The 25,238-nt window shown below is 48.1% G+C and carries 18 protein-coding genes; 1 reads left to right on the forward strand and 17 read right to left on the reverse strand.

Features of this window, described 5'->3' with window-relative positions; translation table 11 throughout:
* Positions 1-77 precede the first annotated feature (77 nt).
* The gene (gene splB, locus L6H70_RS09120) at positions 78-1,154 is read left to right on the forward strand and encodes a spore photoproduct lyase (RefSeq protein WP_236333215.1); all 1,077 of its coding nucleotides are present in this window, start codon (positions 78-80) and stop codon (positions 1,152-1,154) included.
* A gap of 21 nt (positions 1,155-1,175) precedes the next feature.
* Here the strand turns inward: splB and L6H70_RS09125 are convergent, their stop codons facing one another.
* The 17 genes from L6H70_RS09125 to L6H70_RS09205 all read right to left on the reverse strand — a co-directional run bounded on the left by L6H70_RS09125 (position 1,176) and on the right by L6H70_RS09205 (position 25,230).
* Positions 1,176-1,889, reverse strand: coding sequence for a cytochrome c biogenesis CcdA family protein (locus tag L6H70_RS09125; RefSeq protein WP_236332052.1), 714 nt, complete (start codon positions 1,887-1,889; stop codon positions 1,176-1,178).
* Positions 1,890-1,956: 67 nt separating this feature from the next.
* Positions 1,957-2,760, reverse strand: coding sequence for a metal ABC transporter permease (locus L6H70_RS09130; protein ID WP_236332054.1), 804 nt, complete (start codon positions 2,758-2,760; stop codon positions 1,957-1,959).
* Between the two features lie 523 nt (positions 2,761-3,283).
* The gene (locus tag L6H70_RS09135) at positions 3,284-4,033 is read right to left on the reverse strand and encodes a metal ABC transporter ATP-binding protein (RefSeq protein WP_236332056.1); all 750 of its coding nucleotides are present in this window, start codon (positions 4,031-4,033) and stop codon (positions 3,284-3,286) included.
* Positions 4,034-4,066: 33 nt separating this feature from the next.
* The gene (locus L6H70_RS09140) at positions 4,067-5,050 is read right to left on the reverse strand and encodes a metal ABC transporter substrate-binding protein (RefSeq protein ID WP_236332057.1); all 984 of its coding nucleotides are present in this window, start codon (positions 5,048-5,050) and stop codon (positions 4,067-4,069) included.
* A 162-nt stretch (positions 5,051-5,212) separates the two neighbouring features.
* Complete coding sequence (gene metG, locus L6H70_RS09145; protein ID WP_236332059.1) at positions 5,213-7,237, reverse strand: methionine--tRNA ligase; 2,025 nt, start codon at positions 7,235-7,237, stop codon at positions 5,213-5,215.
* A gap of 371 nt (positions 7,238-7,608) precedes the next feature.
* Positions 7,609-7,872 (reverse strand): membrane protein insertion efficiency factor YidD, encoded by a 264-nt coding sequence (gene yidD / locus L6H70_RS09150; protein WP_236332061.1) that lies wholly within the window; start codon positions 7,870-7,872, stop codon positions 7,609-7,611.
* Position 7,873: 1 nt separating this feature from the next.
* Positions 7,874-8,335 (reverse strand): Fur family transcriptional regulator, encoded by a 462-nt coding sequence (locus L6H70_RS09155; RefSeq protein ID WP_206105226.1) that lies wholly within the window; start codon positions 8,333-8,335, stop codon positions 7,874-7,876.
* Positions 8,336-8,540: 205 nt separating this feature from the next.
* Positions 8,541-10,772: a stalk domain-containing protein gene (locus tag L6H70_RS09160; RefSeq protein ID WP_236332063.1), complete on the reverse strand. Its 2,232-nt coding sequence runs from the start codon at positions 10,770-10,772 to the stop codon at positions 8,541-8,543.
* 420 nt (positions 10,773-11,192) lie between these two features.
* Positions 11,193-11,984, reverse strand: a complete 792-nt coding sequence (locus tag L6H70_RS09165) for a response regulator transcription factor (protein WP_236332065.1) — start codon at positions 11,982-11,984, stop codon at positions 11,193-11,195.
* Positions 11,962-13,815, reverse strand: coding sequence for a cache domain-containing sensor histidine kinase (locus L6H70_RS09170; protein WP_236332067.1), 1,854 nt, complete (start codon positions 13,813-13,815; stop codon positions 11,962-11,964). The genes L6H70_RS09165 and L6H70_RS09170 overlap by 23 nt, the downstream gene beginning before the upstream one ends.
* 26 nt (positions 13,816-13,841) lie before the next feature.
* The gene (locus L6H70_RS09175; RefSeq protein WP_236332069.1) at positions 13,842-14,672 is read right to left on the reverse strand and encodes a carbohydrate ABC transporter permease; all 831 of its coding nucleotides are present in this window, start codon (positions 14,670-14,672) and stop codon (positions 13,842-13,844) included.
* Complete coding sequence (locus L6H70_RS09180; RefSeq protein WP_236332071.1) at positions 14,672-15,556, reverse strand: carbohydrate ABC transporter permease; 885 nt, start codon at positions 15,554-15,556, stop codon at positions 14,672-14,674. Before L6H70_RS09180 ends, L6H70_RS09175 begins: the two co-directional genes overlap by 1 nt.
* 97 nt (positions 15,557-15,653) lie before the next feature.
* Positions 15,654-17,057, reverse strand: a complete 1,404-nt coding sequence (locus L6H70_RS09185; protein WP_236332073.1) for an extracellular solute-binding protein — start codon at positions 17,055-17,057, stop codon at positions 15,654-15,656.
* 324 nt (positions 17,058-17,381) lie between these two features.
* On the reverse strand, positions 17,382-18,122 hold the full coding sequence (gene pflA / locus L6H70_RS09190; RefSeq protein WP_236332074.1) for a pyruvate formate-lyase-activating protein: 741 nt from the start codon (positions 18,120-18,122) through the stop codon (positions 17,382-17,384).
* Positions 18,123-18,259: 137 nt separating this feature from the next.
* Positions 18,260-20,521, reverse strand: coding sequence for a formate C-acetyltransferase (gene pflB / locus L6H70_RS09195; RefSeq protein WP_236332076.1), 2,262 nt, complete (start codon positions 20,519-20,521; stop codon positions 18,260-18,262).
* 260 nt (positions 20,522-20,781) lie between these two features.
* Positions 20,782-23,403, reverse strand: coding sequence for a bifunctional acetaldehyde-CoA/alcohol dehydrogenase (gene adhE / locus L6H70_RS09200; protein ID WP_236332078.1), 2,622 nt, complete (start codon positions 23,401-23,403; stop codon positions 20,782-20,784).
* A gap of 354 nt (positions 23,404-23,757) precedes the next feature.
* Positions 23,758-25,230, reverse strand: a complete 1,473-nt coding sequence (locus L6H70_RS09205; protein ID WP_236332080.1) for an ABC transporter substrate-binding protein — start codon at positions 25,228-25,230, stop codon at positions 23,758-23,760.
* Positions 25,231-25,238: the final 8 nt, after the last annotated feature.

Raw genomic sequence — 25,238 nt, forward strand, 5'->3', positions numbered from 1 at the left:
TAGCGATGTTTACCATGATTTCAGCGGCCCGGAGAAAGGCACAATATCGGTATGACCATCCAAAGGAGCGTGAATTCATGACGATCGCAGCACCTGAACGCCCTGCCGTAAAAAAACAAAGAAAGCCCACCGGTTTGTTTATCCCTGAGCTTGTTTTTTTTGAGCCGGATGCGCTGAAATACCCCAAAGGGGAGCAGATCATGGAATGGGTCAAAGCCCGTAACATCCCCTTCCGGATGACCACGTCACATAACCGGATTACGAATCTGCCCGGCGAAACCGAGGTGGAGCAGTATAAAATCGCCAAACGGACCCTTGTGGTCGGTCTTCGAAAAACACTGGCTTTTGACCAGTCCAAACCTTCGGCCGATTACGCGATCCCCATTGCCACCGGCTGTATGGGCCACTGCCATTATTGTTACCTGCAGACTACGCTTGGCGCGAAGCCTTATATAAGAGTATATGTAAATACAGGCGATATTCTGGACGCCGCCAAAAAATATATTGATGAGCGCGCTCCCGAAATCACTACCTTTGAAGCTGCATGTACCTCTGATCCCCTGGGGCTTGAGCATATTACCGGTTCACTGGCCGAGCTGATCACTTTCATGGCCGCTGAGCCGCTAGGCCGGCTGCGGTTTGTTACCAAATACCAGCATGTAGACCCGCTGCTGAAGCTTAATCATAACGGTCATACAAGAATCCGCTTCAGCATCAATGCCGATTATGTCATCAAAAACTTTGAACCTGCCACTTCCCGCTTCGAGGAACGGATTGAGGCAGCCGGAAAGGTTGCCCGTGCCGGTTATCCGCTCGGCTTCATTATCGCGCCGATTATCTGGCATGAAGGCTGGGAGGAGGGCTACGCGGAGCTGCTGTCCAAGCTGGCAGAGACATTGCCGCCGGACGCCGGTAAAGGCCTGACCTTTGAGATGATTCAGCACCGGTTCACCAAGACAGCCAAAGCCGTCATCGAGAAACGTTATCCGAAATCCAAGCTCGAGATGGACATCGAGAAGCGTAAAAAGAAATGGGGCCGTTGGGGGCAGAATAAATATGTTTATCCCGACGAACAGCAAACCGCCCTGCGTGAATTCATCACAGAGCGGATCTTTGAACATTTTCCGGAGGCGGGCATTGATTATTTCACCTAACCTCCCTACTGCATCTTCCTGCTAAAAAATCAGCCAGTCCGGCGTCACTCCCTGCAGCCAGATCGTAATCCGGAACATTTGGTCCGTGAATAGCAGTAAGCCCATAAAGATCATCAGCGCACCGCCGACCTTCATCAAGGCATTAGAATATTTAAGAATACGCCGGGCACTCCCGATGAAAAAGGCCAGTGCAAAAAACGGCAGCGCAAACCCGATGCTGTAAGCTGTGATCATGGTAAACCATGTGGTTGGATCACTGGCCGAGAGCGCGATGATCGCTGTCAGAATCGGCCCGATACACGGTGACCAGCCTGCAGAGAAGCCGATGCCGAATATGAAGGACCCCGCATACCCTGCCGGCTTCCATTTCAGATCCAGCTTACGCTCGCGCAGCAGAAACTGCGGCTGGAATATCCCAAGCAGGAATAGGCCCATGACGATGATCAGAATCGCCGACAGCTGGCGGATCAAATCCCGCTGGCCGTTGAAAAATTGCCCGAACAGCCCGGCACCGAAGCCGAGCGTATAGAACACTGCCGAAAAACCCAAAATAAAGGCCAGCGTATGCGAAAGGGTCCGGAAACGGACCTCTTTGCTGTCGCTGCCGTTTTTGAGCTGCTGGACCGACAGTCCGGTAATATACGATAAATACGAAGGATAGAGCGGCAGGCAGCAAGGCGAAATAAACGACGCCACTCCGGCGGCAAAAGCGATTCCTGCATTCAGATTGGACAAAGCGGCAGCTCTCCTTTCGGATTCGGGGTCACTTTATGTATTGCAATTCCCGCAGGTGCTTGAGCGATTAGGCAGGCAGCCCTTTTTTACCGATCAGGGTCAGGGTGAGCAATGCGATAAGCAGGAGGACGATTGTCGCTCCGGGTGCGAGATTCCATACTCCGGCCACAACCAGACCGCCGACAACGGCGATTTCCGCGATAATTACAGACAGCACCACAGATGACTTAAAGCTGCGTGACAGCAGCAGGCTGATAGCTACCGGAATGGTCAGCAGCGCTGACACGAGCAGGGAACCGACAATTTTAATTGCGGTGCTGATGACCAGTGCCGTCAGTACTGTAATCAACATATTGAGCAGCTTTACAGGCAGTCCGCTGACACTTGCTGCATCCTCCTCAAAGCTGAGCAGGAAAAATTCTTTGAAGAACAGCGTAACGACAACAACCACTGCAATAGTCACTATCCCCACTACAACCAGATCCGTATTGTCGAGTGTGTAGATGCTTCCGAACAGATAGCTCATTACATCCGCATTATACCCTTTGCCCAAGGTAAAGAACAGCGAGGCCAGGGCTACACCACCTGACATAATAATAGCAATTGACAGTTCGGCATAGCTTTTGTAAGCTTTCCGCAGCTTTTCAATGGCAAAAGAAGCCACCACTGCAAAGATCAGACCTGCTCCAAGCGGATAAAATCCGGTCAAAAAGCCCAGCGCCACCCCGGCAATGGTTACATGCGCCAGCGTATCCCCAATCATGGACAAACGTCTTAAGACAAGAAAAACGCCTATAAGCGGCGCCGTGATACCGATCATCAGCCCGCCCGCAAGCGCCCGCTGAAAAAAGTCACTGAATAGGATTTCCAAGATGATATCTCCTCTGAAATTCAATTGCATTTAAACATTCCAAACCTTTTAGGAAAAGATTTCCGATCCCTCCCAAACCCTCCCTTCCAAGGGAGGGCCCCAAGGGCTCTGCCCTCTGGACACCCGCTAAGCGCACCTGGCGTATGAGGTTCGTATACAGGTAACTAGATACTGCTAGGAAGGATCGCTTTCGTCCCTTTTCAGGGACACGCTTTACTTTAGATGTGTTTAGTCCCTGGGTAAAGATTAGAGAACGACAAGCAATTAGTGTACTTCATACAATTAAATCCGGCAGAAATGTTATTTCCAACAGAATAAATGCATTCTGTGCAGCTATTTTTATAAAAAAGAACGCTTTGGGCAATTCTTTGCAGATATAAGTGTACAAAGTGCAATTAAGGTTACTCTAGAGCTTGATAGTTAGATTTAATTGCAGAGAATACAGTTATTCTCATACACAGCCATCCCTAGTGTGCTTAGTTCACTACTAGTGCCTATCCTAAGATCGCAGATTCCTATCGCTTCACGTCAGCGTATGCTGCAGATTCTCTACCACGCAATCCTGGGCCTCGTGGGAGTGGCGGCAGTAGAAGTTGATTTTGCCGTTACTCTGCACCGGCTCGTTGCCCAGATAGCTTTTGATCATGTCAATGTCATGCGAAACCATCAGGAAGGTCATGTGGTGGTGAGCATGCATATGGAAGATAAGATCAAAAAATCCTGCCTGCGTCTCCGTGTCAATCCCCACCGTAGGCTCGTCCAAAATGAGCAGATCCGGATGATTAATCAGCGCACGAGCCAGGAATACACGCTGCTGCTGGCCGCCGGACAGCTGGCCTACTCTTTTCTCGGCGATATCCTGAATCCGCATGACTTCCAGCGCGTCTTCGCACTGGCGGTGCTGAGCCTTGGATACCCGGCGGATCAGGTTTTTGTTATTGTACAGCCCGGACAACACGACTTCACGGACCGTGGCCGGGAACAGCGGATTAAAAGCATTTTTCTGCGGAACATAGCCGATCCGTTCCCAATCCTTAAATTTGCGCACCGACTGGCCGAACAGCTTGATGTCACCGCTGGTTGGGGGCAGAAGGCCGACGATCATTTTCATCAATGTGGTTTTGCCGGCTCCATTTGAACCGATAATCCCAAGAAAATCACGTTCCTTCACCGTGTAATTCAGACCGGAAATTACCTTCTGCTCTCCGTAGGAGAAGGACAAATCCTGTATTTCAATCATATGCTGATGGCAGTCCAGGGATACCGATTGCATGAGTTGTACCGCCTTTCCCTTATACTTTCCTTTTTATTGTAAAGCCAGAATCAGATTTTGCAAATTTTTCTCCATCAAAGTGAAATAATTATCGCCGTTCTTCTCCTGCGCCTCGGTCAGTCCCTCCACCGGATTCAGGACCATCGTTTCCACACCCGCTTCGCCTGCCAGTGTTTTGGCCAGCTTATCGGAGACTAATTCTTCGAAAAAGATATACCGGATGCCTTCCTCTTTCACGAGTGCAGCTAGGTTCACCAGATCCTGACCGCGCGGCTCGGAATCCGGCGATAAGCCCATAATAGCATGCTGGGTCAGGCCATAGTCGCGTGCCAGATAAGAAAAAGCCTGATGGGAGACGACAATCTCTTTATTCGGCATCTTGGCAAGCTCTGTCTCGAATTTGCTGTCCAATGCCTGCAGACGCTCAGCAAGCTTGTTATAACGCTCCTCATAGCCCGCTTTATGCGCTGGATCAACCGCAATCAGGCTCTCTTTAATATTTTCCGCCATGATCAGTGCCGATTTGGGACTTACCCACGTGTGGGGATCTGTATGCAGACTGTCACTGCTGCCTTCCGCCGCATGATTCTCCGCTGCTTCAGCTTCACCGTGATCATGTCCATCTTCTTCGTCAGTCATAATATAATCCACACCCTGGCTGACTTCAACAGCCTTGGTTTCACTGTCGCTTTCCAGACTTTTCAGGAAATTCGGCACCCAGCCCTCAAGGCCCGCTCCATTGTACAGGAATAACTGTGCCTTGGAGGTATTGATAATATCCTGGCTGCGCGGCGTCCAGTCATGGGGCTCCACCCCAACCGGCAGCAGATTGATCGCATTCACATCTTCTCCGCCAATTTCACCGGCAAATTCATATATGGGATAAAAAGTTGTGACCACGTTTACTTTCCCCTCGACAATATTCCCGCTGCTTTTAGTGCTGCAGGCTGCGAGCATTAACAGAACCGGAAGGGCAAGCGCAATCAGCAGTCCTCTGTGCAAACCTTTGAAAGACATAGTAACTATCGACTCCTTAAATCGTAAATTTTACTATGAGAATTATAATAGTAATCGTTACGATAAGTCAACACCGAACTCTCCCTGAACGGCAGGATGAAAAAGAACGCCTGCAGCCGTTCCCGGCATGCTGGCGTTCTTTTTCATCCTATTGATTCGTGCTTACTTAACAATAGCTCCGTTTGGCATACTGTCCGGAACCGTAGCGATGGTCAGCTGGTCGCCTTTGGAGGCCGCCAGTATCATGCCTTGCGACAGCTCTCCGCGAAGCTTCACCGGCTTCAGGTTGACGATACAGATGACTTTTCGGCCTACCAGTTCTTCCGGTGTGTAGAACTTGGCAATCCCGGAAACGACCTGCCGCTGCTCGTACCCCAGATCCAGCTGCAGCTTCAGCAGCTTATCTGCCTTCTTAACAGGCTCTGCTGCGATAACCTGAGCCACGCGCAGCTCGGCTTTGGCGAAATCATCGATGCCGATTTCTTCTTTGTGCTCTTCCTCAGGCTCCGCTTCGACGGCAACCGGGGCTGCAGTTGCTGGTGTAGCTTCCGGCTCTGCTGCTGCCGGCTTGCCTGCACCCATTGCCTCTGCGATATAGGCCACTTCCACAGCGACGTCAAGCCGCGGGAAGATCGGGTCGCCCTTGGCCAGTCTGGTTCCGGCTGGAATCAGGCCAAAGGTTTTGCCGCTGTCCCAAGTAGTCAGTTCGCCCGGCTGGATGCCAAGCTGCTCCCATATTTTGGCCGGTGCACCGGTCAGGAACGGCTGAAGCAGGATTGAGGCTGTGCGCAGTCCTTCTACAAGATGTCTCATCACTGATCCCAGCTCGCCGGTTCTGCTCTCATCCTTGGCAAGCACCCAAGGCTGGGTTTCGTCGATATATTTATTCGTCCGGCTGATAAAAGCTCCAATCGCGGTAAGCGCCACGGAGAACTCCATCTTTTCCATGGCTTCTTCCACCTTGACATAGGTGCTTTGCGCTGCCGCTTCCAGCTCCCCGTCAAACGCAGTAACCTGACCTGCATAAGCCGGAAGCTCGCCGCCAAAGTATTTCTCGACCATAGCACCGGTGCGGTTCAACAGGTTCCCGAGGTCATTGGCAAGATCGTAGTTGATCCGGTCGACGAAGCTCTCCGGTGTAAACGTGCCGTCTGAACCGAACGGAACCTCACGCAGCAGGTAGTAACGCAGTGCATCCAGACCATAGCGGTCGATCAGCGTAACCGGGTCCACGACATTGCCCTTCGATTTGGACATTTTACCGTCCTTCATCAGCAGCCAGCCGTGGGCGAAAACCTTCTTCGGCAGCGGCTCGCCCAGCGCCATAAGAATAATCGGCCAGTAAATGGTATGGAAACGTACAATTTCTTTGCCGACGATATGCACATCCGCAGGCCAGAACTTGTCATACAGGGTGCGGTCCTCGGAACCATAGCCAAGGGCTGTAATGTAGTTGGTGAGCGCATCAATCCATACATAGACCACATGCTTGTCATCACCTTTAACCTTTACGCCCCAGTCAAATGTTGTACGCGAAACCGCAAGATCTTCAAGGCCCGGCTTGATGAAGTTGTTGATCATTTCGTTCTTGCGTGATTCCGGCAAAATAAACTCCGGATTCTCCTCATAGAACTGGATCAGGCGGTCAGCATATTTGCTCATCCGGAAGAAATAGCTTTCTTCCTTGACAAGCTCAACCGGATGGCCGCTGTCCGGGCTTTTGCCTCCTGTAATATTGCCGTCCGCATCACGTTCGATATCCACAAGCTGAGTCTCGGTATAGAACGTCTCGTCCGAAATACAGTACCAGCCCTCATACTCACCTTTGTAGATATCTCCCTGCTTCAACAGGCGGTCGAAAATATCGGCTACCACTTTTTTATGACGGGGTTCAGTTGTGCGGATGAAGTCATCATTGGAGATATCCAGCTTGCGCCACAGCTCCTTAATACCCTCGACAATCCCGTCAACAAACTCCTGAGGCGTCTTGCCGGCCTTGCCAGCCTTCTCTTCGATCTTCTGCCCATGCTCGTCGGTACCGGTCAAATAACGGACCTCATAGCCGCGCAGCCGTTTGTAACGGGCCATCGCATCACCGGCAACCGTCGAATAGGCATGCCCGATATGCAGCTTATCACTTGGATAATAGATCGGGGTCGTTAAATAAAATGTTTTCTTCTCGCTCATTGGTCTGGGTCATCCTTTCGTCATAACAAATCTCTTAAACCTAATTAACGCAAAAAAACTCCCGCCCCTATATGGGGCGAGAGTATACTCACGCGATACCACCCAAAGTTCCCCGGCTCTTCACAGAGCACAGGCTTCGCCAGTTCCCCTGAAGGGAACTGTCCATTAACGCTGGAACACGCTGTTATCTTACCAGAGCCGGTGTATTATCCGCTCCTGCTCGAACACAGTTCCTCCCGGACCATATTCAATCTGTGTACCATACCGGTTCCCAGCACTCCCGGCTCTCTGTAATGGCCAACCCGACCTACTCATCCGTTCCTCGGAATTCTTGTTATTCTCCAAAATATACCCAAAAATAACCCGCCCTGTCAAGTCGTGCGGGCAGAGCCCTCACCTGACGGCTGATCTTCCCGCGGCGGCACCGGGTCCAGCCCTCCGGGATGGAAGGGATGGCATCTGGCAATCCGCTTTGCGGCCAGCCACGAGCCCTTCACCGGACCGTGCACCTCAATCGCCTCAAGCGCGTATGCTGAGCATGTCGGATAAAACCGGCAGGTCGCAGGCTTCAGCGGCGAGATGAACTTGCGGTACACGCGGATAGGAGCTTGAACCGTTCTGCGCAGGCTAGCCATCTCAGCGGCCTTCTTTGCCGTGAGCCGCTACGGCCGAGTCTTCTTCACGGCTACTTTCACATTCCTTGCAGTAACCGAACACCTCAAATTTATGCTTGACTACCCGGAACTGATCCGGGGTATCCGTTAAATTCATCGGGCAGAAATGGATCGGGTAAGTCTTCATACACTGAAGGCATATCATATGATGATGATGGTGGTCCTGACTGCAGCTGGCTTTGAATTTGACGCCTTCTTCAAATACTACCTGCTCCAGCACACCGAGCTCCTCCATCACACGCAGATTGCGGTAGACCGTATCGAAGCTAAGTCCGCTGTACTTGCGCCCCATATGATCATAAACATCCTTCGCCGACAAATATCCCGTATTCTCGCCGAATAACTTGGCAAGCGTTTTGCGCTGATCGGTGATTCGCAGACCCTGCCCCGACATTGCTTCCAGTATTTGTTCTGTCGACAGCATTCGCTCATCTCCCATAACATAAGTCATTGGTGTTGCACTCTCTTTATAATGCCCCAAAACAAATGCCCCGTCAATGAAGTGCAGCAGCGGATGTCACCAGTTACGAGTAATTAAAGTACATCCGCTAACCTGCAGATATACAAAAACCGGCCAAAGCTCACAAGGAGCCTTAGCCGGTTTGAATTACACATACTCAATGAATCCCTTATTGCTTCAATGGAGGAAGCGGCGTGAAGACAAAGTTAACCGGAAGATTGCTACCGGAAGCCACGGAGAATACGATATCTACCGGACCTTCATAGTTGCCGGAGCGGTAGACTACAGCATTCATATCCGAGCTGGACAGGTTGCCTTTATTCGGCAGGTTGACAATGGTATTATTCACCATCAATGAGCCAAGATAATTGCCTCCGCGCGGGTTAAACGTAATCAGGGTGTTTGGTGCAACGCGTTCGAGTCTGATTTTGTAGAGCACACCGAAGTTTCCGGCATTGGATGCTGTCGTTCCGGTCATAGGGTCCATCCCAATCAGATTCAAGTCGTTCTTGTTATCACCAAGCACCAGCTTAGCTTGTGTAGCTCCGACCACATCGCTCACATTAATGATCCGTGTGGAATTCGGATACGTTCCGCGGTTGTGTACGCCATCACGGTCCAGAATCGGCAGTGTTGGCAGCAGGGCTACAGGATCCTTACTTTCTTCGACCATCACCACATTGTATTGAACCGTGAGGTCGCTGAACAAATCGGCACTAAGTGACAGTACTTCGCCCGGCTTCATGGATACTTTATTAATATCCGTCAGGATTGGCATGCTCTGGCCTGGCTGCAGTGTTACGGAGCTGTATTTTTCATTCGTCAGCATGGAAGTGTAATACTTCAGGATCGAGATTTTACCGGTATATTCCGGGGAAGTAACCGGACCGGCGATCCCGGAATATTGCGTTGTAATGGTCGTCGGGTACAGATTATTGTTAGTCGCGATAACATACAGCTTCTGTCTCGTAGACATATTGTTCATGTGATGAACAAGGAAGCGTGTCTTGCCGACCGCGGTTTCACGGTACAATATCCCTTCTGTATTAACCGTCTCCGGGCTGTTGCTGCGGATCAGTAAGTAATCCTCGGATGAAGTGGTATTATTCACATTAGTCAATCCAGGAATCATTCCGCCGTCCATAGAAATAATGTCACCCGGCATAGTGAACAGCTTCGCTACTTCATCCTGGGTATATAATTGTTCGCTGGTAATATTAATGGTCTTCTCAAAAACGCTGCTCAAACCGTGCTTATCCGTTACTTTCAATTGAATCGACACCGGGCCTGGATTAAAGAACGCCAAAGCGCGGTTTGTCCACTCGGCGGTCAGTGCCTCATTTTCCGGATCATAGCTTAGATCAGTAAGGGTTACAGGTTCACCCATCTTGTACTCTTCTTTGTTGGTTGTGAAGTTAGCGACCGGCGGCTGGTTAGGCTGCAGCACATTAATCGTCACAGAATAAGGGTCACTTAACTCCCCGTTTGCATCCCGGACGGAATAAGTCACTGTATAATACCCGGGCTGATCATACATATCTTGTTTATTACCGCTCCAGATTTCCTCAACAATGGGTGTTCCATTTGGAGAAGAACTAGTGGTTTTATAAGTAATAAAGGTCTGGCCGGCATAAATTTCCGTCGGCTGAACGCTAAAAGTAGCGGTCGGCTTAGTGTTCAGTGACAGAATGACACGCTTCCCTATGTTATCAACCGTATATGGAATCCCGAGCGCGTAGGTAATGGAGGTCAGAGGAACCATAAATGTTCCTTTATATTGGTAAGCCGGACCTTTCATCGTTACTTTGCTGCCGTTTACGGTATAAATTTTGCTGTCTGTTTTGAAACGCATCACACTGGTGCCTTTGGTAACAATAACTTCTTTAGTTTTGTAATCATAGGTGTAACTAACACCCACCATCTCAACCATAGCGCGAATTGAGACGTAGGATACTCCGTATTTGACAGCCATCGGCTGATTGGCCAGATACGGGGTGCCGTTCTTGTACATTTTATTGCTGTTCATCATTAGTATAAGCTGATTGGAGGTTGCTGCATAAACGGCCGTCACCGTGTTTACCGGCTGGGTATTAATCCCCTCAGTCGCAGCGGGAACTGCAGTTTCCGACGGAACCGGAGTCACTGCCGGGGTTGTTGCCGGGATTGTTGTTGCCGTAGGATTCGGGGTTGCTGTTGGTGTAACCGTTCCGGCTGGAACTTCACTTGGCAGCGGATCGGTAGCCTCCGGCTGAAGCGTTACCTCAGACACCTTAGCAGCTTCTGCTGAGTAAACAGTGCTGGATACCCCTGCGGTACTTACCGGTACGGCAAACGCCGGAACGGCTGCTGCAGCTTGCGATACAACCAAGGCAGCGACTAATGTTAGTTTTTTCAAATTCATGGTACGACTCCTTCTGCTCCCATTTGTAGTCTATAAGGCAGTAATATATCTCTCTGGTCCTTATATTCCCCGCAAAACATAATCCTCCTCAAAAGCCGGAAGGTCATGTTTGGCCACGTCCATTTTACAAAACATAGTATTAGACGCATCGAACCTCAAAAAGTTTCATTCAGTGCAAATAAAAATAACTTGAAAATACATTTTTTACTTCACCTTACAGTAATCCGCCAAGCAGTACCGGCATTCACCCAACTACATATCACAGAACTTAGATCATACCATTGCCTGCCATTTCAGTAAACACTTTTGCCTATGCTGCTTCAAACAACAAAGACGATTCCCCTTAAATCCTTAAGGTTAATCGTCTTCTCCGGTAAACATTTTAGTGGATCAGTCATCTAATTGTCCGGAATACAGGCTTCACGGCATCTCCGTGCGTTTCTTCTGATCACGATATTCTTTGGGCGTCATTCCCGTCTGCTTCTGAAACACCTTGGTAAAATAACGCCGTTCCTGATATCCCACACCTGAGCTGATTGCTGTTATGCTCTTGTCTGTGCTTGAGAGCATAAACTTGGCTGCTTCAATCCGCTGCTGGGTGACGTATTCCACGAAGGTCATCGCAAAACGGTTTTTGAACAACAGGCAGAAATAGCTGCTGCTGATCCCGATCCTGCCCGCGACCTCCTCTATCCCGAGATCATAACTCAACCGTTCGGAAATAATTTTCGCCGCCAGATTCATCAGCTGATCCGGTGTTTTTTTGGCCGAATCCTCGGCTGCAGGCAGCTCCTGAAACAACGGGATGCTATTGTACAGTTTGTCCTTATACTGTCGGTTACGGATTTGTGTGCCGATTTCACGCACCTTGTTGCCAAGCTCTCCGTAGTGAATCGGCTTGCAGATATATTCTTTGACCCCAAGCCGGATGGCTTCCCTGGCATAATCGAATTCCTGGTATCCGCTCAGCAGCAGCACCTCGCTCTCCAGCCCCATTTCCCGCAGCTTGCCAATGAAGGTCAATCCGTCCATCACCGGCATGCGGATATCACAGAGCACCAGATCCGGCGCTGCCTCCTCAGCAATCTTCAGTGCTTCCATACCGCTTCGCGCCATGCCTGCTACTTCCATCCCCATCTCCTGCCAGGGCAGCACTCTGTTGAGATTGTTAAGGATAGGGGCTTCATCGTCAACCAATAATACTTTTAGCATAATGATCTTCCCCCTGCTCGTATTTAGGTATGACGCATTGGATTATCGTGCCCTCGCCGGGGCTCGCACAGATGAAAATACCATATCTGCTGCCATATTCAATCCGGATTCTGTCAGCAACACTCCGTACCCCAAGCCCGCGCCGTTCCTGGTGCATTCCCTGTTCCGCCTGGCTGACCGCACTCTGCTCCGCCGAATCACTGATCATGTACTGGAACATGGATAGCTGGGCAGAAGTCATACCGATTCCGTTATCCTGAATTCGCAGAATCAGATTCCCCTGATCCTCCCAGCCCTTCACCATCACCCGGCCATGATAGCCGATTCCCTCAAAGCCGTGCTGAATGCTGTTCTCCACAAGCGGCTGCAGGGTCAGCTTAAGAATACCGCAATTCATAAGCTCCTCCGGAATATCGATCTCATAATCGAAGACATCCTCAAAGCGGAATTTCTGGATATCAAGGTAATTGCGCAGATGGGTTATTTCCTCGTGAAGTGTGATCTCATCCCTGTCCTGAATACTGATCCGCAGAATGCTGGCCAGACGGTAGACCATTTCACTGACTTTGCTTCCTTCGTTCTGAACGGCGAGCACATTGATGGATTCCAGGGTATTAAAAAGAAAATGCGGTTTGATCTGCGCCTGCAGCACACGCATTTCCGCCTGATTTTTCCGCCGCTGCTCCACCTGAATGCGGTTAAACAGCACATTGATTTTGTTCATCAGGTCGTTGATCCCTTTGGCCAGCAGTGTCATCTCGTCATTGCCCTTCTCCTCCACCCGCGTTGTGAGATCACCATCTTCAACTCGGCGCATAAAACGGACAATGACCGCAATTCCGCCGGTAATCCGGTTCATGAAGAACAGGTTGAAAATGACCGCCGCCAGAAAACACAAGAAAATCACGGCGACAAACCAGCGGGCAAATACGGTGACTTCGCGGGACAACGAACCCCATGAGGTCACAGATACCAGACTCCATGGATAGTCTTTGAGATGATAGACAGACAGAATGCTTTTCTCTCCGCCGAATTGGGTTTTGAAGCTTTGAAAGCCTTGCTTATAGGTAATATTCTTAGTTGTAAAAGAGCTTAAACTCTGGCCGTCCAGATTGCGGTCCGGATCAAGCAGAATCATTCCGTCATCATTCACGAGCATAAACGATACCTTCTGGTTACTGCCGCCGATCTTTAAATTACGGAAGATAGATTCGAACTCCCAGTTTTTGATCTGCACTACCAGAATGCCGATATTCTGAAAGAAGCTCAGCTCTTTGATCAGCCGGATCTGCGTAAATACCGCTTCGGTTCCGGTCAGCTCTGGATACTCATGCGGTGCTAGCCATTTCGGCACTCCATTAAGCTCCATAACCTCCTGGTAAAGCGCACTCCCTTTGAACTTGTCATAGGGAAGCGTCCGGAAATTTTCTTTGGTGAAGACGGAGACAATCTCCGAGCTGCCTTTACCATTAAAATTGTACAAAAAGGCGTAACTAATCGAAGGATGATTATAGAGCAGACTGCGAAAATTGCGTTGGCTGGCATTCAGACTGAGCTGTTCGGCATCGGTCAGGTCCTGTTTGGAGGGATCATCCGCACTAAGCGCCATATGAAACACTGAGGTGGCAATTCCGTTGTCCGTCACATTGTTCATATCCTTGAAGACATTGGAAATGCTGTAGCTGATCGCTTTAAGCGAATACTCCGACTGCTGGCTGTACTTCTTCTCAATAGAATTATAAGTCACGAAGAACATAATCATGCCAAGGATAAATAACGGAATAATGATCAAACCCAAAAATGCCGTAAACAATTTATAGCGCAAATTCATCGGCTGCGCTCCTGACTGTGATAGGGTTAACCTTTTACGCTGCCTGCCGTTACACCTTCAATTATTTTCTCCTGCAAAACAGCATAGATTATGACTACCGGCAGTACGCTGTAGACAATCCCGGCAGACATTTGCGCATAGTTCATCTGGTACTGATCACGAAATTGAACCATTCCCACCGGAAGCGTACGCAGCTCATCGTTCGAGAGAAAATAGTTAGCCAGCAAAAATTCATTCCAATTTCCCAGGAAATTGACTATGAATACTGTAACCATGGCGGGAACCGTCAGAGGTACAATAATCTTAGCAAAGATACCTGGAGCCTTCAACCCATCCATTACCGCTGCTTCCTCAATTTCACTGGGCAGGGAACGCATAAAGGCGGCCAGAATGATAATCGTAAACGGGATTGCATTGGCAATATAAGGGATAATCAGCGCCCAGTGCGTATTCAAAATATGCAGCTTCCGTACAATCGTATAGATCGGCAGCATCAGCGCATTATTCGGAATCAGCATCCCGATCAGCACCAGCGAAAACAGGATCGTATTCCATTTGCCCTGGCGCATCCGCGTGACCGCAAAGGCAAACATCGAAGCCAGCAGGATCGATACTACCGAGGCCAGGACCGAAATGTACAAGCTGTTAAAAAAGTACGTGCTGATCTTAGCGTTGACCCACGCCTCTACATAGTTGTTAAACACGAATTCCTTCGGGATACCGAATGGATTCAGGGCGATCGAGTTATTGTCCTTCTTCACGGAGGAGAAGAGCACGAACAAGAACGGAAACAGAACCACTAAAAGATAGCCGAGCAGCGCGATGTGGGGGAGACTTTTTTTCAAGGTACGCGGCATCAGTATTCAATCCTTTCACTACGCCGGTTAAACAGCAGCTGATAAAGTGCCGTAACGATAAGCGTAAATACGAAGATTAGGACCGCAATGGTATTGCCGTACCCGTATTTAAAATTGGTGATAGCATATTTAATCATATAGGTGGCCATGACTTCAGTGGAGCCAGCCGGTCCGCCTTTGGTCATAACGATGACAATATCGGCAGCCTTCATGGCCCCGGCGATGGAGAGCATAATCACCACCGAAATAATCGGTACAATCAGCGGCAGAGTAATGCGGGTAGCCCGCTGAAAGCCGGTAGCGCCATCAATCGCCGCTGCCTCGTCAAGCTCACCGGGTATAGAGAGAATGGCCGCCAGCACCATGACGATGTAGAATCCGGTCCACTGCCAGGCATTTGTAATCAGAATAGACAGCATGGCAAATCGCTCATCCGACAGCCAATATATTGGCTCCACTCCGAATAGCCCCAGCAGTTTATTGAACAGTCCGATATTAGGCTCATAAATAAAACCCCACAGAATACCGATTACTGCTGTGGACATGATGGAAGGCATAAATACGGCTGTTTTATATAAACCTTTGAGCTTCTTCACATTGGCAATCAATAAGGAGAAAAAGACGATCAGTGGAACCTGTATAAATACGGAGAAGAGGATGAACCAGCCGTTATTCTTCACTGAGACCCAGAAGCGTTCATCGCCGAGCGCCTTCTTGAAATTGGTTAGACCGGTATATTTGACGGTATCCGATACGCCGTTCCAGCTGGTGAAGCTATAATAGATTGAACTGAAGATTGGATAGATGAAGAATACAAAAAATAATGTAAGTGCCGGAATAACGAACAGGATGAAAATCAAGGGGTTTTTGAGTGCTTTATTCATGACTACCTCCGATAGCTTTGACATCTGGAAAAAATTAGGCCGGAGTGTAAAAATGTACCCTGGAGCAAGCACCAGGGTACATTTCATTGGCTGCTGCTTACTCCACCGCTGCGTTCGCTTCTTCCTGAACCTTCTGCAGCGCTTCGCCCATCTTCTCAGGTGTAGTCTGACCGCCGATCAGCTTCTGAATTTGAATATTGCTGATTTCGGTCGTTACATCCGCCTGTACCAGAGAGTCGAACGCCGGGAAGGAAGACTCCGAGCTGTTCAGCACCGCCACAATTTCACTCATCAGATCATCAGTGATGTTCTTGTTCAGCACCGCCTGATCAATCTTCATCGCCGGAAGCACACCGTCTTCCACCAATCCGCGCAATTGCATTTCTTCATTGTACATATTCTTGATAAACGACTTCACTGCAGCGAGTTGACGTTCGTCTTCACCTGCGGAAGCAGAGAAGCCATAGCCGTTGTTCACATCACGCATCAGGGCCGTCTGATCGCCTACCCCGCCTTCAACCGCAGGGATATTGAAGAAACCTACTTTACCGATCAGTCCTTCGCCGGATTGACCAGGCTTGAATACCGATGATTTCCAGGTTCCGTCATACATCAGGATCGCTTCACCGCTGGTGAACTGGGTCGTATATTCAGCATACTCGAACCCGAGCTCGCCTTTTTTGAAGTAGCCTTTGTCGACCCATTCCTTGTATTTGGCGAACCCTTTTACAACGTTCGGATCATTCCACTTCGCTTCACCCGTGGCAAACTTCGCTGTAACATCCGGACCGGCATACCGGGACCACAGGTGGTTAGCTAGCATCAACGGTACCCAACCGGCTTTGGACGCGCCAGCCATTGGCACTTTGCCATCCGCCTTAATGTCAGCCAGCTGCTGTTCCAGTTCAGCGAAGGTAGTTGGAGCTTTCCAGCCCTTGCTTGCATAATATTCTTTATTATAGAAGAATCCTTCACCCGAACCGCCAATAGGCAATCCGTAGATTTTGCCTTCATAAGTAAAAGGATCCAGATTGGAGAATTTGTCCTTGATACCAAGCTCTTCGAGGATCGGGGTCAGATCAAGCAGTTTACCTTCTTTTGCATAGATCTTGGAATCAGGGCTGCCGAACAGGTCAAAAATTTCCGGCGGATTGCCGGCGGCCATTTCACCGCGCAGCTTTTCTTTGCGGTTCACATCCGAATCCACACCATCGAGCTTGAAGGTCAGACCCGGTACCTCTTCCTGCACCTTGCCGACTACATCTTCCAGAATCGCCAGACGCTTCTGTTTGTCTGCACCTACCTGAGTATGGCGGATCGTCATTTCAAAAGGCTCTGTGTTTGCTGGCTCTTCTGTAGCCGGGGCATTGGTTGCAGCAGTTCCACTGTTAGTTGCAGCGGCTTCGCCATTGTTGCCTGCATTATTATTATTTCCGCAAGCAGTTAGTAGTGCTGAGGTGACAAACATTAGGGACAAGAGCATGGTTATACTTTTTCTCATTACGGGTGACCCTCCCTGTTTAATGATTTATGATTTCCCTTACAACTCTTATTATAGAAAACAGACATTGTAATCGTAAGGTTAAGATTCATCTACAATAGGGATAAAAACCTCTAATGTAAGCGAATACAACAGTATTTAGTCACATATTAAGTTATATTTAGTGACATAATATTAAAGATACAGTGAAATCACAACTCGTTTTTGTCATAAAACCTATACACAATGAGGGCTACCTCTACATATACACCCTTAACCTGACAACAAAAAGCCGCCCCCCAGTATATTAGCTACTGTTAGGAACGGCTTCCTTCAAATCAATCATTACTTTACCAAAGCTGTCTCTTGACGTCCTTCTTCAATCAGCCGGTAAGCGCGCTGCACTTCCTCTTCTGTCGGTGAAGGTACACCTTCAAGCTCATAGGGACGGCCAAGCACTTCCCATTTATAGATCCCCATCTGGTGATAAGGCAGGATTTCAAACTTCTCAACACCGTTCAGGGTTCCGATGAACCGGCCAAGATTCAGCAGGTCTTCTTCCTTGTTATGAATGCCGGGAACGTAAACGTGGCGGATCCACATTTTACGGTTATGATCAGATAACCAGCGAGCCAGTCTCAACGTACGGTCATTGGATTTACCTGTCAGCTTGATATGAGCTTCATCATCAATATGCTTCAGATCCAGCAGCACCAGATCCGTTACATCTAACAGATCAGTAATCTTATCGCCTTCGTTATACCCGTTTGTATCGAGTGTTGTGTGCAGGTTCCAGCGTTTCTTTACTTCCGTAAACAATTGCTTCACGAAATGTGCCTGGAGTGTAGGCTCACCGCCTGAAACGGTAAGTCCGCCTCCTGAAGAACGGTAATAGTTCAAATAAGGCTCAATTTCTGAGAGTACATCTTCGATACTCATTTCTTTACCTTCGTTAAGACCCCAGGTATCCGGGTTATGACAATATTGGCACTTCAATAGGCAACCCTGCATAAAAAGAACAAACCGGATACCAGGCCCGTCCACGGTCCCAAAGGTTTCTAAGGAATGTATGTGTCCATTAGCCATATGATGACATCCTTTCGAAATAAAACTTTAAATTTTAATGAATTTTAAGCAAGATTTTACCGCTCTTGGAACAAGAGCGGTATCACCTTGCAGCTATTGCATTGTATAAGCGTAACTGCGGTAAGCAGTTAATTTAATTACATTGCACCGTGGAAAGTACGGTTGATAACATCGAGTTGTTGTTCACGAGTCAGCTTGATGAAGTTAACAGCATATCCGGATACGCGGATTGTCAATTGTGGATAGTTTTCTGGGTGCTCCATAGCATCCATCAATTGTTCGCGGGCAAATACGTTAACGTTCAAGTGGTGACCTTTGCTGCCGAAGTATCCGTCCAGCATCGATACCAGGTTGGATTTACGTCCTTCTTCTTCTTTACCAAGTGCTTTAGGCACGATAGAGAAGGTGTTGGAGATACCATCCAAGCTATCTTCGTACGGCAGTTTAGCTACAGAGCTCAAGGAAGCCAAAGCGCCTTTTTTGTCGCGTCCGTGCATTGGGTTTGCACCTGGTGCGAACGGTTCGCCTTTTTTACGTCCATCAGGAGTTGTACCTGTTTTCTTACCGTATACTACGTTCGAAGTGATAGTCAGTACCGATTGTGTCGGCAGAGCATCACGGTATGCATGGTGTTTGCGGATCATAGTCATGAACGATTCAACCAGTTCCACTGCAATGCTGTCAACAGCATCATCATTGTTACCGTAGCAAGGGAATTCGCCTTCAGTTTCGAAGTCAACCGCGATACCTTGTTCGTTACGGATCACTTTAACTTTTGCATGTTTGATTGCACTCAGGGAGTCAGCGGTAACAGACAGACCGGCAATACCACAAGCCATAGTCCGCAGAATATCGCGGTCATGCAGAGCCATTTCGATACGTTCGTAGGAATATTTATCGTGCATGTAGTGAATGACATTCAGTGTGTTCATGTAAGTCTTAGCCAGCCACTCCATCATCGGTTTAAAACGTTTCATTACTTCGTCGTATTCAAGATATTCAGAAGTGATGCGTGGATATTCAGGTCCTACTTGAGCACCGGATTTTTCATCCACACCGCCGTTGATTGCATACAGCAGAGCTTTTGCAAGGTTAGCGCGGGCTCCGAAGAATTGCATTTGTTTACCGATACGCATTGCGGATACGCAGCAAGCGATACCGTAGTCGTCTCCGTAGATTGGACGCATCAAATCGTCATTTTCATATTGAATTGAGCTGGTTTCGATGGAAACCTTCGCACAATATTTTTTGAAGCCTTCAGGCAGTTTTTCAGACCACAGTACAGTCAGGTTTGGTTCTGGTGCTGGTCCCAGATTGTACAGGGTGTGCAGGAAGCGGAAGCTGTTCTTAGTAACGCGTGTTGTTCCGTCTACGGACATACCGCCGATGGATTCTGTAACCCAAGTTGGGTCACCGCTGAACAGTTCGTTATAGTCAGGCGTACGCAGGAATTTCACGATACGCAGTTTCATGATGAAATGGTCAACCAGTTCTTGTGCTTGTTCTTCAGTCAATGTACCTTCAGCGATATCGCGTTCAACATAGATATCAAGGAAGGAAGATACACGTCCAAGGGACATTGCAGCACCGTTTTGTTCTTTGATTGCAGCCAGGTAACCGAAGTATACCCATTGGAAAGCTTCTTTAGCGTTGTTTGCAGGCTTGCTGATATCCATGCCGTGCATTTGTGCCATTTGTTTCAATTCGCTAAGTGCACGAATTTGTTCGGAAATTTCTTCACGAAGACGGATAATGTCATCTGTCAGAGAATCCACTTCAAGGTTTGTAAGATCTTGTTTCTTTTCTTTGATCAGGAAGTCAATACCGTAAAGTGCTACGCGGCGGTAGTCACCGATAATACGGCCACGGCCATAAGCATCTGGAAGACCAGTGATGATACCGGCTTTACGAACGGCTCTCATTTCGGATGTATATGCATCAAATACGCCTTGGTTATGCGTTTTGCGGATGTTCGTGAACATTTCAACGATGTTTTGCGGAAGTTCGAAGCCGTATGCTTTGGTAGCATCGATCATCATCTTGATTCCGCCAAAAGGTTGAATAGAACGTTTGAAAGGAGCATCTGTCTGAACACCGACAATTTGTTCTTTGTCCTTGTCGATGTAACCAGGCTGGTGGGATACGATTGTAGATACAGTATTAACATCTACATCAAGTACGCCGCCGTTAGCAATTTCTTGCTTGGTCATTTCAGAAACAATTTTCCAAAGTTCTGTTGTGTTATGTGTAGGACCTGCAAGGAAATCTTCCTTACCTACATAAGGATTGATGTTCTTCTCGATAAAATCATTTACATTTACTTTCTTGGACCATTTACCTTTTGCAAAACTTCTCCAACCGGACTTTACTTCTTGTACATCTTTTTCAATCACCGACATGCTAAATCCCTCCATTTATATTTATATTATTTGTAGAGATCGCGGGCTTGAAGGTTAATCCCGTGTCTCGTGATCCCAAAGATATGGTTGTTATAAATTTCACAATCGCGACTTCATATCCGGGAACGTTGTTTATATAAACATTTTAGTTTATTTTCTCAAAAAGGACTGTGACAAATATCACCTTTCCGGTGATATTTGTCACTACCATCTAGTCCCATATTAACCTTTAAACTTGTTTTTTGCTAAGCAATCGCCAATTATACGTCGAATCTTCCGTAGAATGCGTTGCGGTATACATCAGCCAGCTCAGTTACCAGCGGCAGTTTAGGGTTGGCAGTAGTACATTGGTCTTCAAATGCACGGTCAGCCAGGTAATCTACACGCGATTCGAAATCCTTAGGATCGAAGCCAAGCGCCGAGAACGACTCTTCGATACCGAGTTTTTTGTTCAGATCGCGGATTGCATTGATCAGGCTAGTTACGCCTTCTTCAGTAGTGCGGGCCGGCAATCCCAGAATGCGGGCGATTTCGGCATAACGCTCGTCAGCTACGAAGTGCGAATATTTAGGGAACGAAGCGAACTTCGTAGGTTTTTTGGCATTGTAACGGATAACGTGCGGCATCAGGATGGCATTGGTACGACCATGTGCTGTGTGGTATTGACCGCCCCATTTGTGCGCCAAGCTGTGGTTAATGCCCAGGAATGCATTAGCAAATGCCATACCAGCGAGTGTCGATGCGTTATGCATTTTTTCACGAGCCAGTTTGTCGCCAGTCAGTGCCGATTTTTCCAGGTACTGGAATACCAATTGAATTGCTTTGATTGCCAGACCATCGGAATAGTCACTAGACATTACAGATACATAAGCTTCAATTGCATGTGTCAATACGTCCATACCGGTATCAGCAACAGCAGTTCTAGGCAAGCTGTATACAAACTCTGGATCAACGATCGCAACATCTGGAGTCAGCTCATAATCAGCCAATGGGTATTTAGTATTGTTGCCAGTTGTCTTGTCAGTAATAACTGCGAACGGAGTTACTTCCGAACCTGTACCCGATGTTGTTGGGATTGCAACGAATTTCGCTTTGTTGCCCAGCTCAGGGAACTTGTAGACGCGTTTGCGGATATCCATGAATTTCTGTTTCAATCCGTCAAAGTCAGCATCTGGGTGTTCATAGAACAACCACATTCCTTTTGCAGCATCCATTGGGGAACCGCCGCCGAGTGCGATGATACAGTCCGGTTGGAATCTGTTCATCATAGCAGTACCTTTTTCAACAGTAGTAGTCGATGGATCCGGTTCAACTTCCGAGAACACTTCGATAGCTACAGGTGTTTGGCGTTGACGCAGGTAGTGCTCTACTCTTTCAACATAACCCAGTTTAACCATCATAGGGTCCGTGATGATTGCTACACGGCTGATGTTAGGCATTTTAGTCAGGTACTGTGTGGATCCTTTTTCAAAGTAAATTTTGTCAGGTACTTTAAACCATTGCATATTCACGGTACGACGGTTCACCCTTTTCACGTTGATCAGATTGATTGCAGTAACGTTCTGCGATACCGAGTTGCGTCCATAAGATCCGCAGCCCAGGGTAAGCGAAGGGATATTCGTATTGTAAATGTCGCCGATGGCGCCATGTGTCGAAGGCGAGTTCACAAGAATACGTCCTGTTTGCAGGCGGTTCGAGAACTTCATGATAACTTCTTCGTTGTTGGAGTGGATAGCCGAGCTGTGGCCCATGCCGCCAAATTCAACGATTTCTGCAGCGCGTTCGATACCTTGGTCTGCATTTTTAACTTTGTAGCAAGCCAGAACCGGGCTGAGTTTTTCAGCAGACAGCGGATATTTAGTGCCTACGCCTTCGATTTCAGCTACCAGAATCTTAGTACCAGCCGGAACCTGAATACCGCACATTTCAGCGATTTTCACTGCCGATTGACCTACGATTGCTGGGTTGACTGCGCATTTTTCAACGTTCATTGCGCCGTTTGTCAGCTTAGCAGCTTCATCTTTGTTAACGAAGTAGCAGCCATTCGCGATCATTTTCTTTTTCACTTGGTCAAAGATTGCTTCTTCAATAATAACGGCTTGCTCGGAAGCACAGATCATACCATTGTCAAAGGTTTTGGAAAGGATGATGTCTGTTACGGCTTGATCGATGTTAGCACTCTTCTCGATGAAGGCAGGAACGTTACCAGGACCTACGCCGAGTGCCGGTTTGCCGCAGCTGTAAGCTGCTTTAACCATTGCCGATCCGCCGGTTGCCAGGATCAGTGCAACATCAGGATTGTTCATCAGTGCGTTTGTTTTGTCCATAGTAGGAAGTTCAATCCATTGGATGAAGTTCTCAGGTGCACCAGCTTTTACGCCTGCATCATGAAGGATTTTGGCTGCTGCAGCACTACACTCTTGCGCTGATGGATGGAAACCGAATATAATAGGGTTACGTGTCTTAGCGGCGATCAGTGCTTTAAACATCGTGGTGGATGTTGGGTTGGTTACCGGTGTGATACCCATTACAATTCCGACTGGTTCAGCAATCTTCTGGAAGTTGTCATAAGTGTTATCTTCAATAACGCCTACTGTCTTGTCGTACTTAATTCCGTGCCAGATATATTCAGTTGAGAAGATATTCTTCGTAATTTTGTCTTCGTATACTCCGCGTCCTGTTTCTTCGACGGCCAATTTCGCCAAGTACATATGTTTGTCGAGACCTGCCAACGCCATTGCATGAACGATTGTGTTAACCTGCTCTTGATCTAGCTCCATGAACGCATCCAGGGCTTTCTTTGCTTTATCCACCAAAGTCTGAATATACTCTTCAGCGGTGGTTTGTTTCACTTGGGCGGCGACTTCGTTTTTAACTGCCATCTCCCTCGTCCTCCTGTCAATTTTTAGGTTGTTTTTCTCTACACATTTATCTTATCACATCCTCCTCGTCTTGTATAGTGAATTCTTTCACAAAGTATAAAGTTTTTTTGATTTGTTTTCAAAGCGCTTTCATTCGATCATAATCAGGATTTAATTCCAGTTTTTATAAATTATTTTGGTAATATTTATAATGTAACTCCATGCTGCTTCTGAAATCCAGGATTCTCCAGGTTCTCAGGGATATGAAATTGCTGCTTTTTGTCTGATATTGGCAAACAAAAAACAAGACGAGCTGTTCTCCCGATCCGGAAGAATGGCCCGTCTTGTTTTCATTTTTGGTGTTACCAGCGCATTCTATTCTACTTTAATAGTATCGAAGAATTTCTCCTGCACCGTTTTGGCGGCTGCATCCAGCTGCGCTTTGGAGTCTGTGCCTTTTTTGGAGAACAGCTCCTGGATCACATTGGACATAGTTGCATAATAATCCTGAGTGTTGTACTGTGCTTCAGGCTTACCATCCAGCAGAGCCATAATGTCAGGGTTGTATTGATATACAATGTCGGAATACTTGTCGTATACGGCTTTTGTTTTCTTGCCGAAATCAGAATCAGCAGCATAGTAGTCCAGAAGCGGCGGGATAAAATACTTGCCGTCCGCCTTGCGCTGCTGCAGAATCGCATCGAGCGCATCCAGGCCTTTATCAGAGAAATAATCAAATGTAATATAGCGGAAGGCCATTTCCTGCTCATCTTTAGAAGCGTTCGGATTGATTACCAGGTAATCGCCGCCGAGCACCCCGGTATGCTTGCCGCCTTTTTCAGCTGCCGGCATCGGATAGGTAAGCACATCCTCCGGTTTGAGTCCGCCCTGATTCAGCGCCTGTTCAATGACACCGTCGGAGCCGGCCATTACCATCGCCGTACGCCCCTGTTGGAACGCCCCTACAGCATCCCCCCAGCCGAGTGCCCAGTCCTGCGGAATAGCATTCGCTTCCCATCTCAGCTTCTTATAGAAATCCAGTGCTTTTACCCCTGCTTCGGAATTGAAGGTAGCAACGACCTTGCCGCCCTCCACATTCTGGATCTCTCCACCGGCTTCGAACAGGAAGTTGGTCCAGTTCCAGCCAGCTTCATTGCCTTTCCCCATTGGGGCGATCCCGGAAATCCCTTTTTTGGTATCAGCTACCCCTTTGGCGGTGTTCAGCATATCCTCCCAGGTCCAGTCCATCGCCGGAACGGCTACACCTTTGTCATCCAGCATCTTCTTATTAATCATTGTGGTGGTTACATACCCTTTTTGGGTGACACCGTAGACCTTACCATCAATGATGAACTGATTTTGCAGCACCGGATTGATTTGATCCTTGTACTCATATTTGTTCCAAAGCTCCGTTATATCAGCAGCCCATCCCTTTTCCACCAGGAATTTGGCTTCTGTAGCATAGGTGTTAAAGAAGGTTGGCGCTTCATTGGCAGCCATTTTCACTCCGATTTCACTGACATTGTACTGCCAGTCATCCTTGATAATCTCTACGTTCGGATATTCCGCCTGAAAGCGTTTGATCCTGTCGTCCTCCTGCGCCCTCATCTCAGTCAGGTCAGGCGTCGGATAGTGAATTTTGATCGTTACTTTTCTCTGGGTAATATCATCGGCAGGTGCATTTGTAGCAGCAGTGCTGTTATCCGTATTTGCTGTGGCAGGTGCCGGAGACGCTTCCTCCCCTGTATTTCCCTGGGCATTTCCGTTGTTGTTATTGTTGCCGCCGCAAGCGGATAACAACGAACCGGCCACAAGGAGACATGCTAATACGCTGGAAAATTTACGCATTGAAACTC

This window comes from Paenibacillus auburnensis, from assembly GCF_927798115.1.
Taxonomy (GTDB): domain Bacteria; phylum Bacillota; class Bacilli; order Paenibacillales; family Paenibacillaceae; genus Paenibacillus_AQ; species Paenibacillus_AQ auburnensis.

Coding starts and splice junctions, on each gene's coding strand:
- L6H70_RS09165 (WP_236332065.1), bottom strand. CDS start 11,984: ATGCTAAAAGTATTATTGGTTGACGATGAAGCCCCTATCCTTAACAAT.
- L6H70_RS09180 (WP_236332071.1), bottom strand. CDS start 15,556: ATGAATAAAGCACTCAAAAACCCCTTGATTTTCATCCTGTTCGTTATT.
- L6H70_RS09170 (WP_236332067.1), bottom strand. CDS start 13,815: ATGAATTTGCGCTATAAATTGTTTACGGCATTTTTGGGTTTGATCATT.
- L6H70_RS09175 (WP_236332069.1), bottom strand. CDS start 14,672: ATGCCGCGTACCTTGAAAAAAAGTCTCCCCCACATCGCGCTGCTCGGC.
- L6H70_RS09155 (WP_206105226.1), bottom strand. CDS start 8,335: ATGCTGTCGACAGAACAAATACTGGAAGCAATGTCGGGGCAGGGTCTG.
- splB (WP_236333215.1), top strand. CDS start 78: ATGACGATCGCAGCACCTGAACGCCCTGCCGTAAAAAAACAAAGAAAG.
- yidD (WP_236332061.1), bottom strand. CDS start 7,872: ATGGCTAGCCTGCGCAGAACGGTTCAAGCTCCTATCCGCGTGTACCGC.
- pflB (WP_236332076.1), bottom strand. CDS start 20,521: ATGTCGGTGATTGAAAAAGATGTACAAGAAGTAAAGTCCGGTTGGAGA.
- L6H70_RS09205 (WP_236332080.1), bottom strand. CDS start 25,230: ATGCGTAAATTTTCCAGCGTATTAGCATGTCTCCTTGTGGCCGGTTCG.
- pflA (WP_236332074.1), bottom strand. CDS start 18,122: ATGGCTAATGGACACATACATTCCTTAGAAACCTTTGGGACCGTGGAC.
- L6H70_RS09135 (WP_236332056.1), bottom strand. CDS start 4,033: ATGCAATCGGTATCCCTGGACTGCCATCAGCATATGATTGAAATACAG.
- L6H70_RS09140 (WP_236332057.1), bottom strand. CDS start 5,050: ATGTCTTTCAAAGGTTTGCACAGAGGACTGCTGATTGCGCTTGCCCTT.
- L6H70_RS09185 (WP_236332073.1), bottom strand. CDS start 17,057: ATGAGAAAAAGTATAACCATGCTCTTGTCCCTAATGTTTGTCACCTCA.
- metG (WP_236332059.1), bottom strand. CDS start 7,237: ATGAGCGAGAAGAAAACATTTTATTTAACGACCCCGATCTATTATCCA.
- adhE (WP_236332078.1), bottom strand. CDS start 23,403: ATGGCAGTTAAAAACGAAGTCGCCGCCCAAGTGAAACAAACCACCGCT.
- L6H70_RS09160 (WP_236332063.1), bottom strand. CDS start 10,772: ATGAATTTGAAAAAACTAACATTAGTCGCTGCCTTGGTTGTATCGCAA.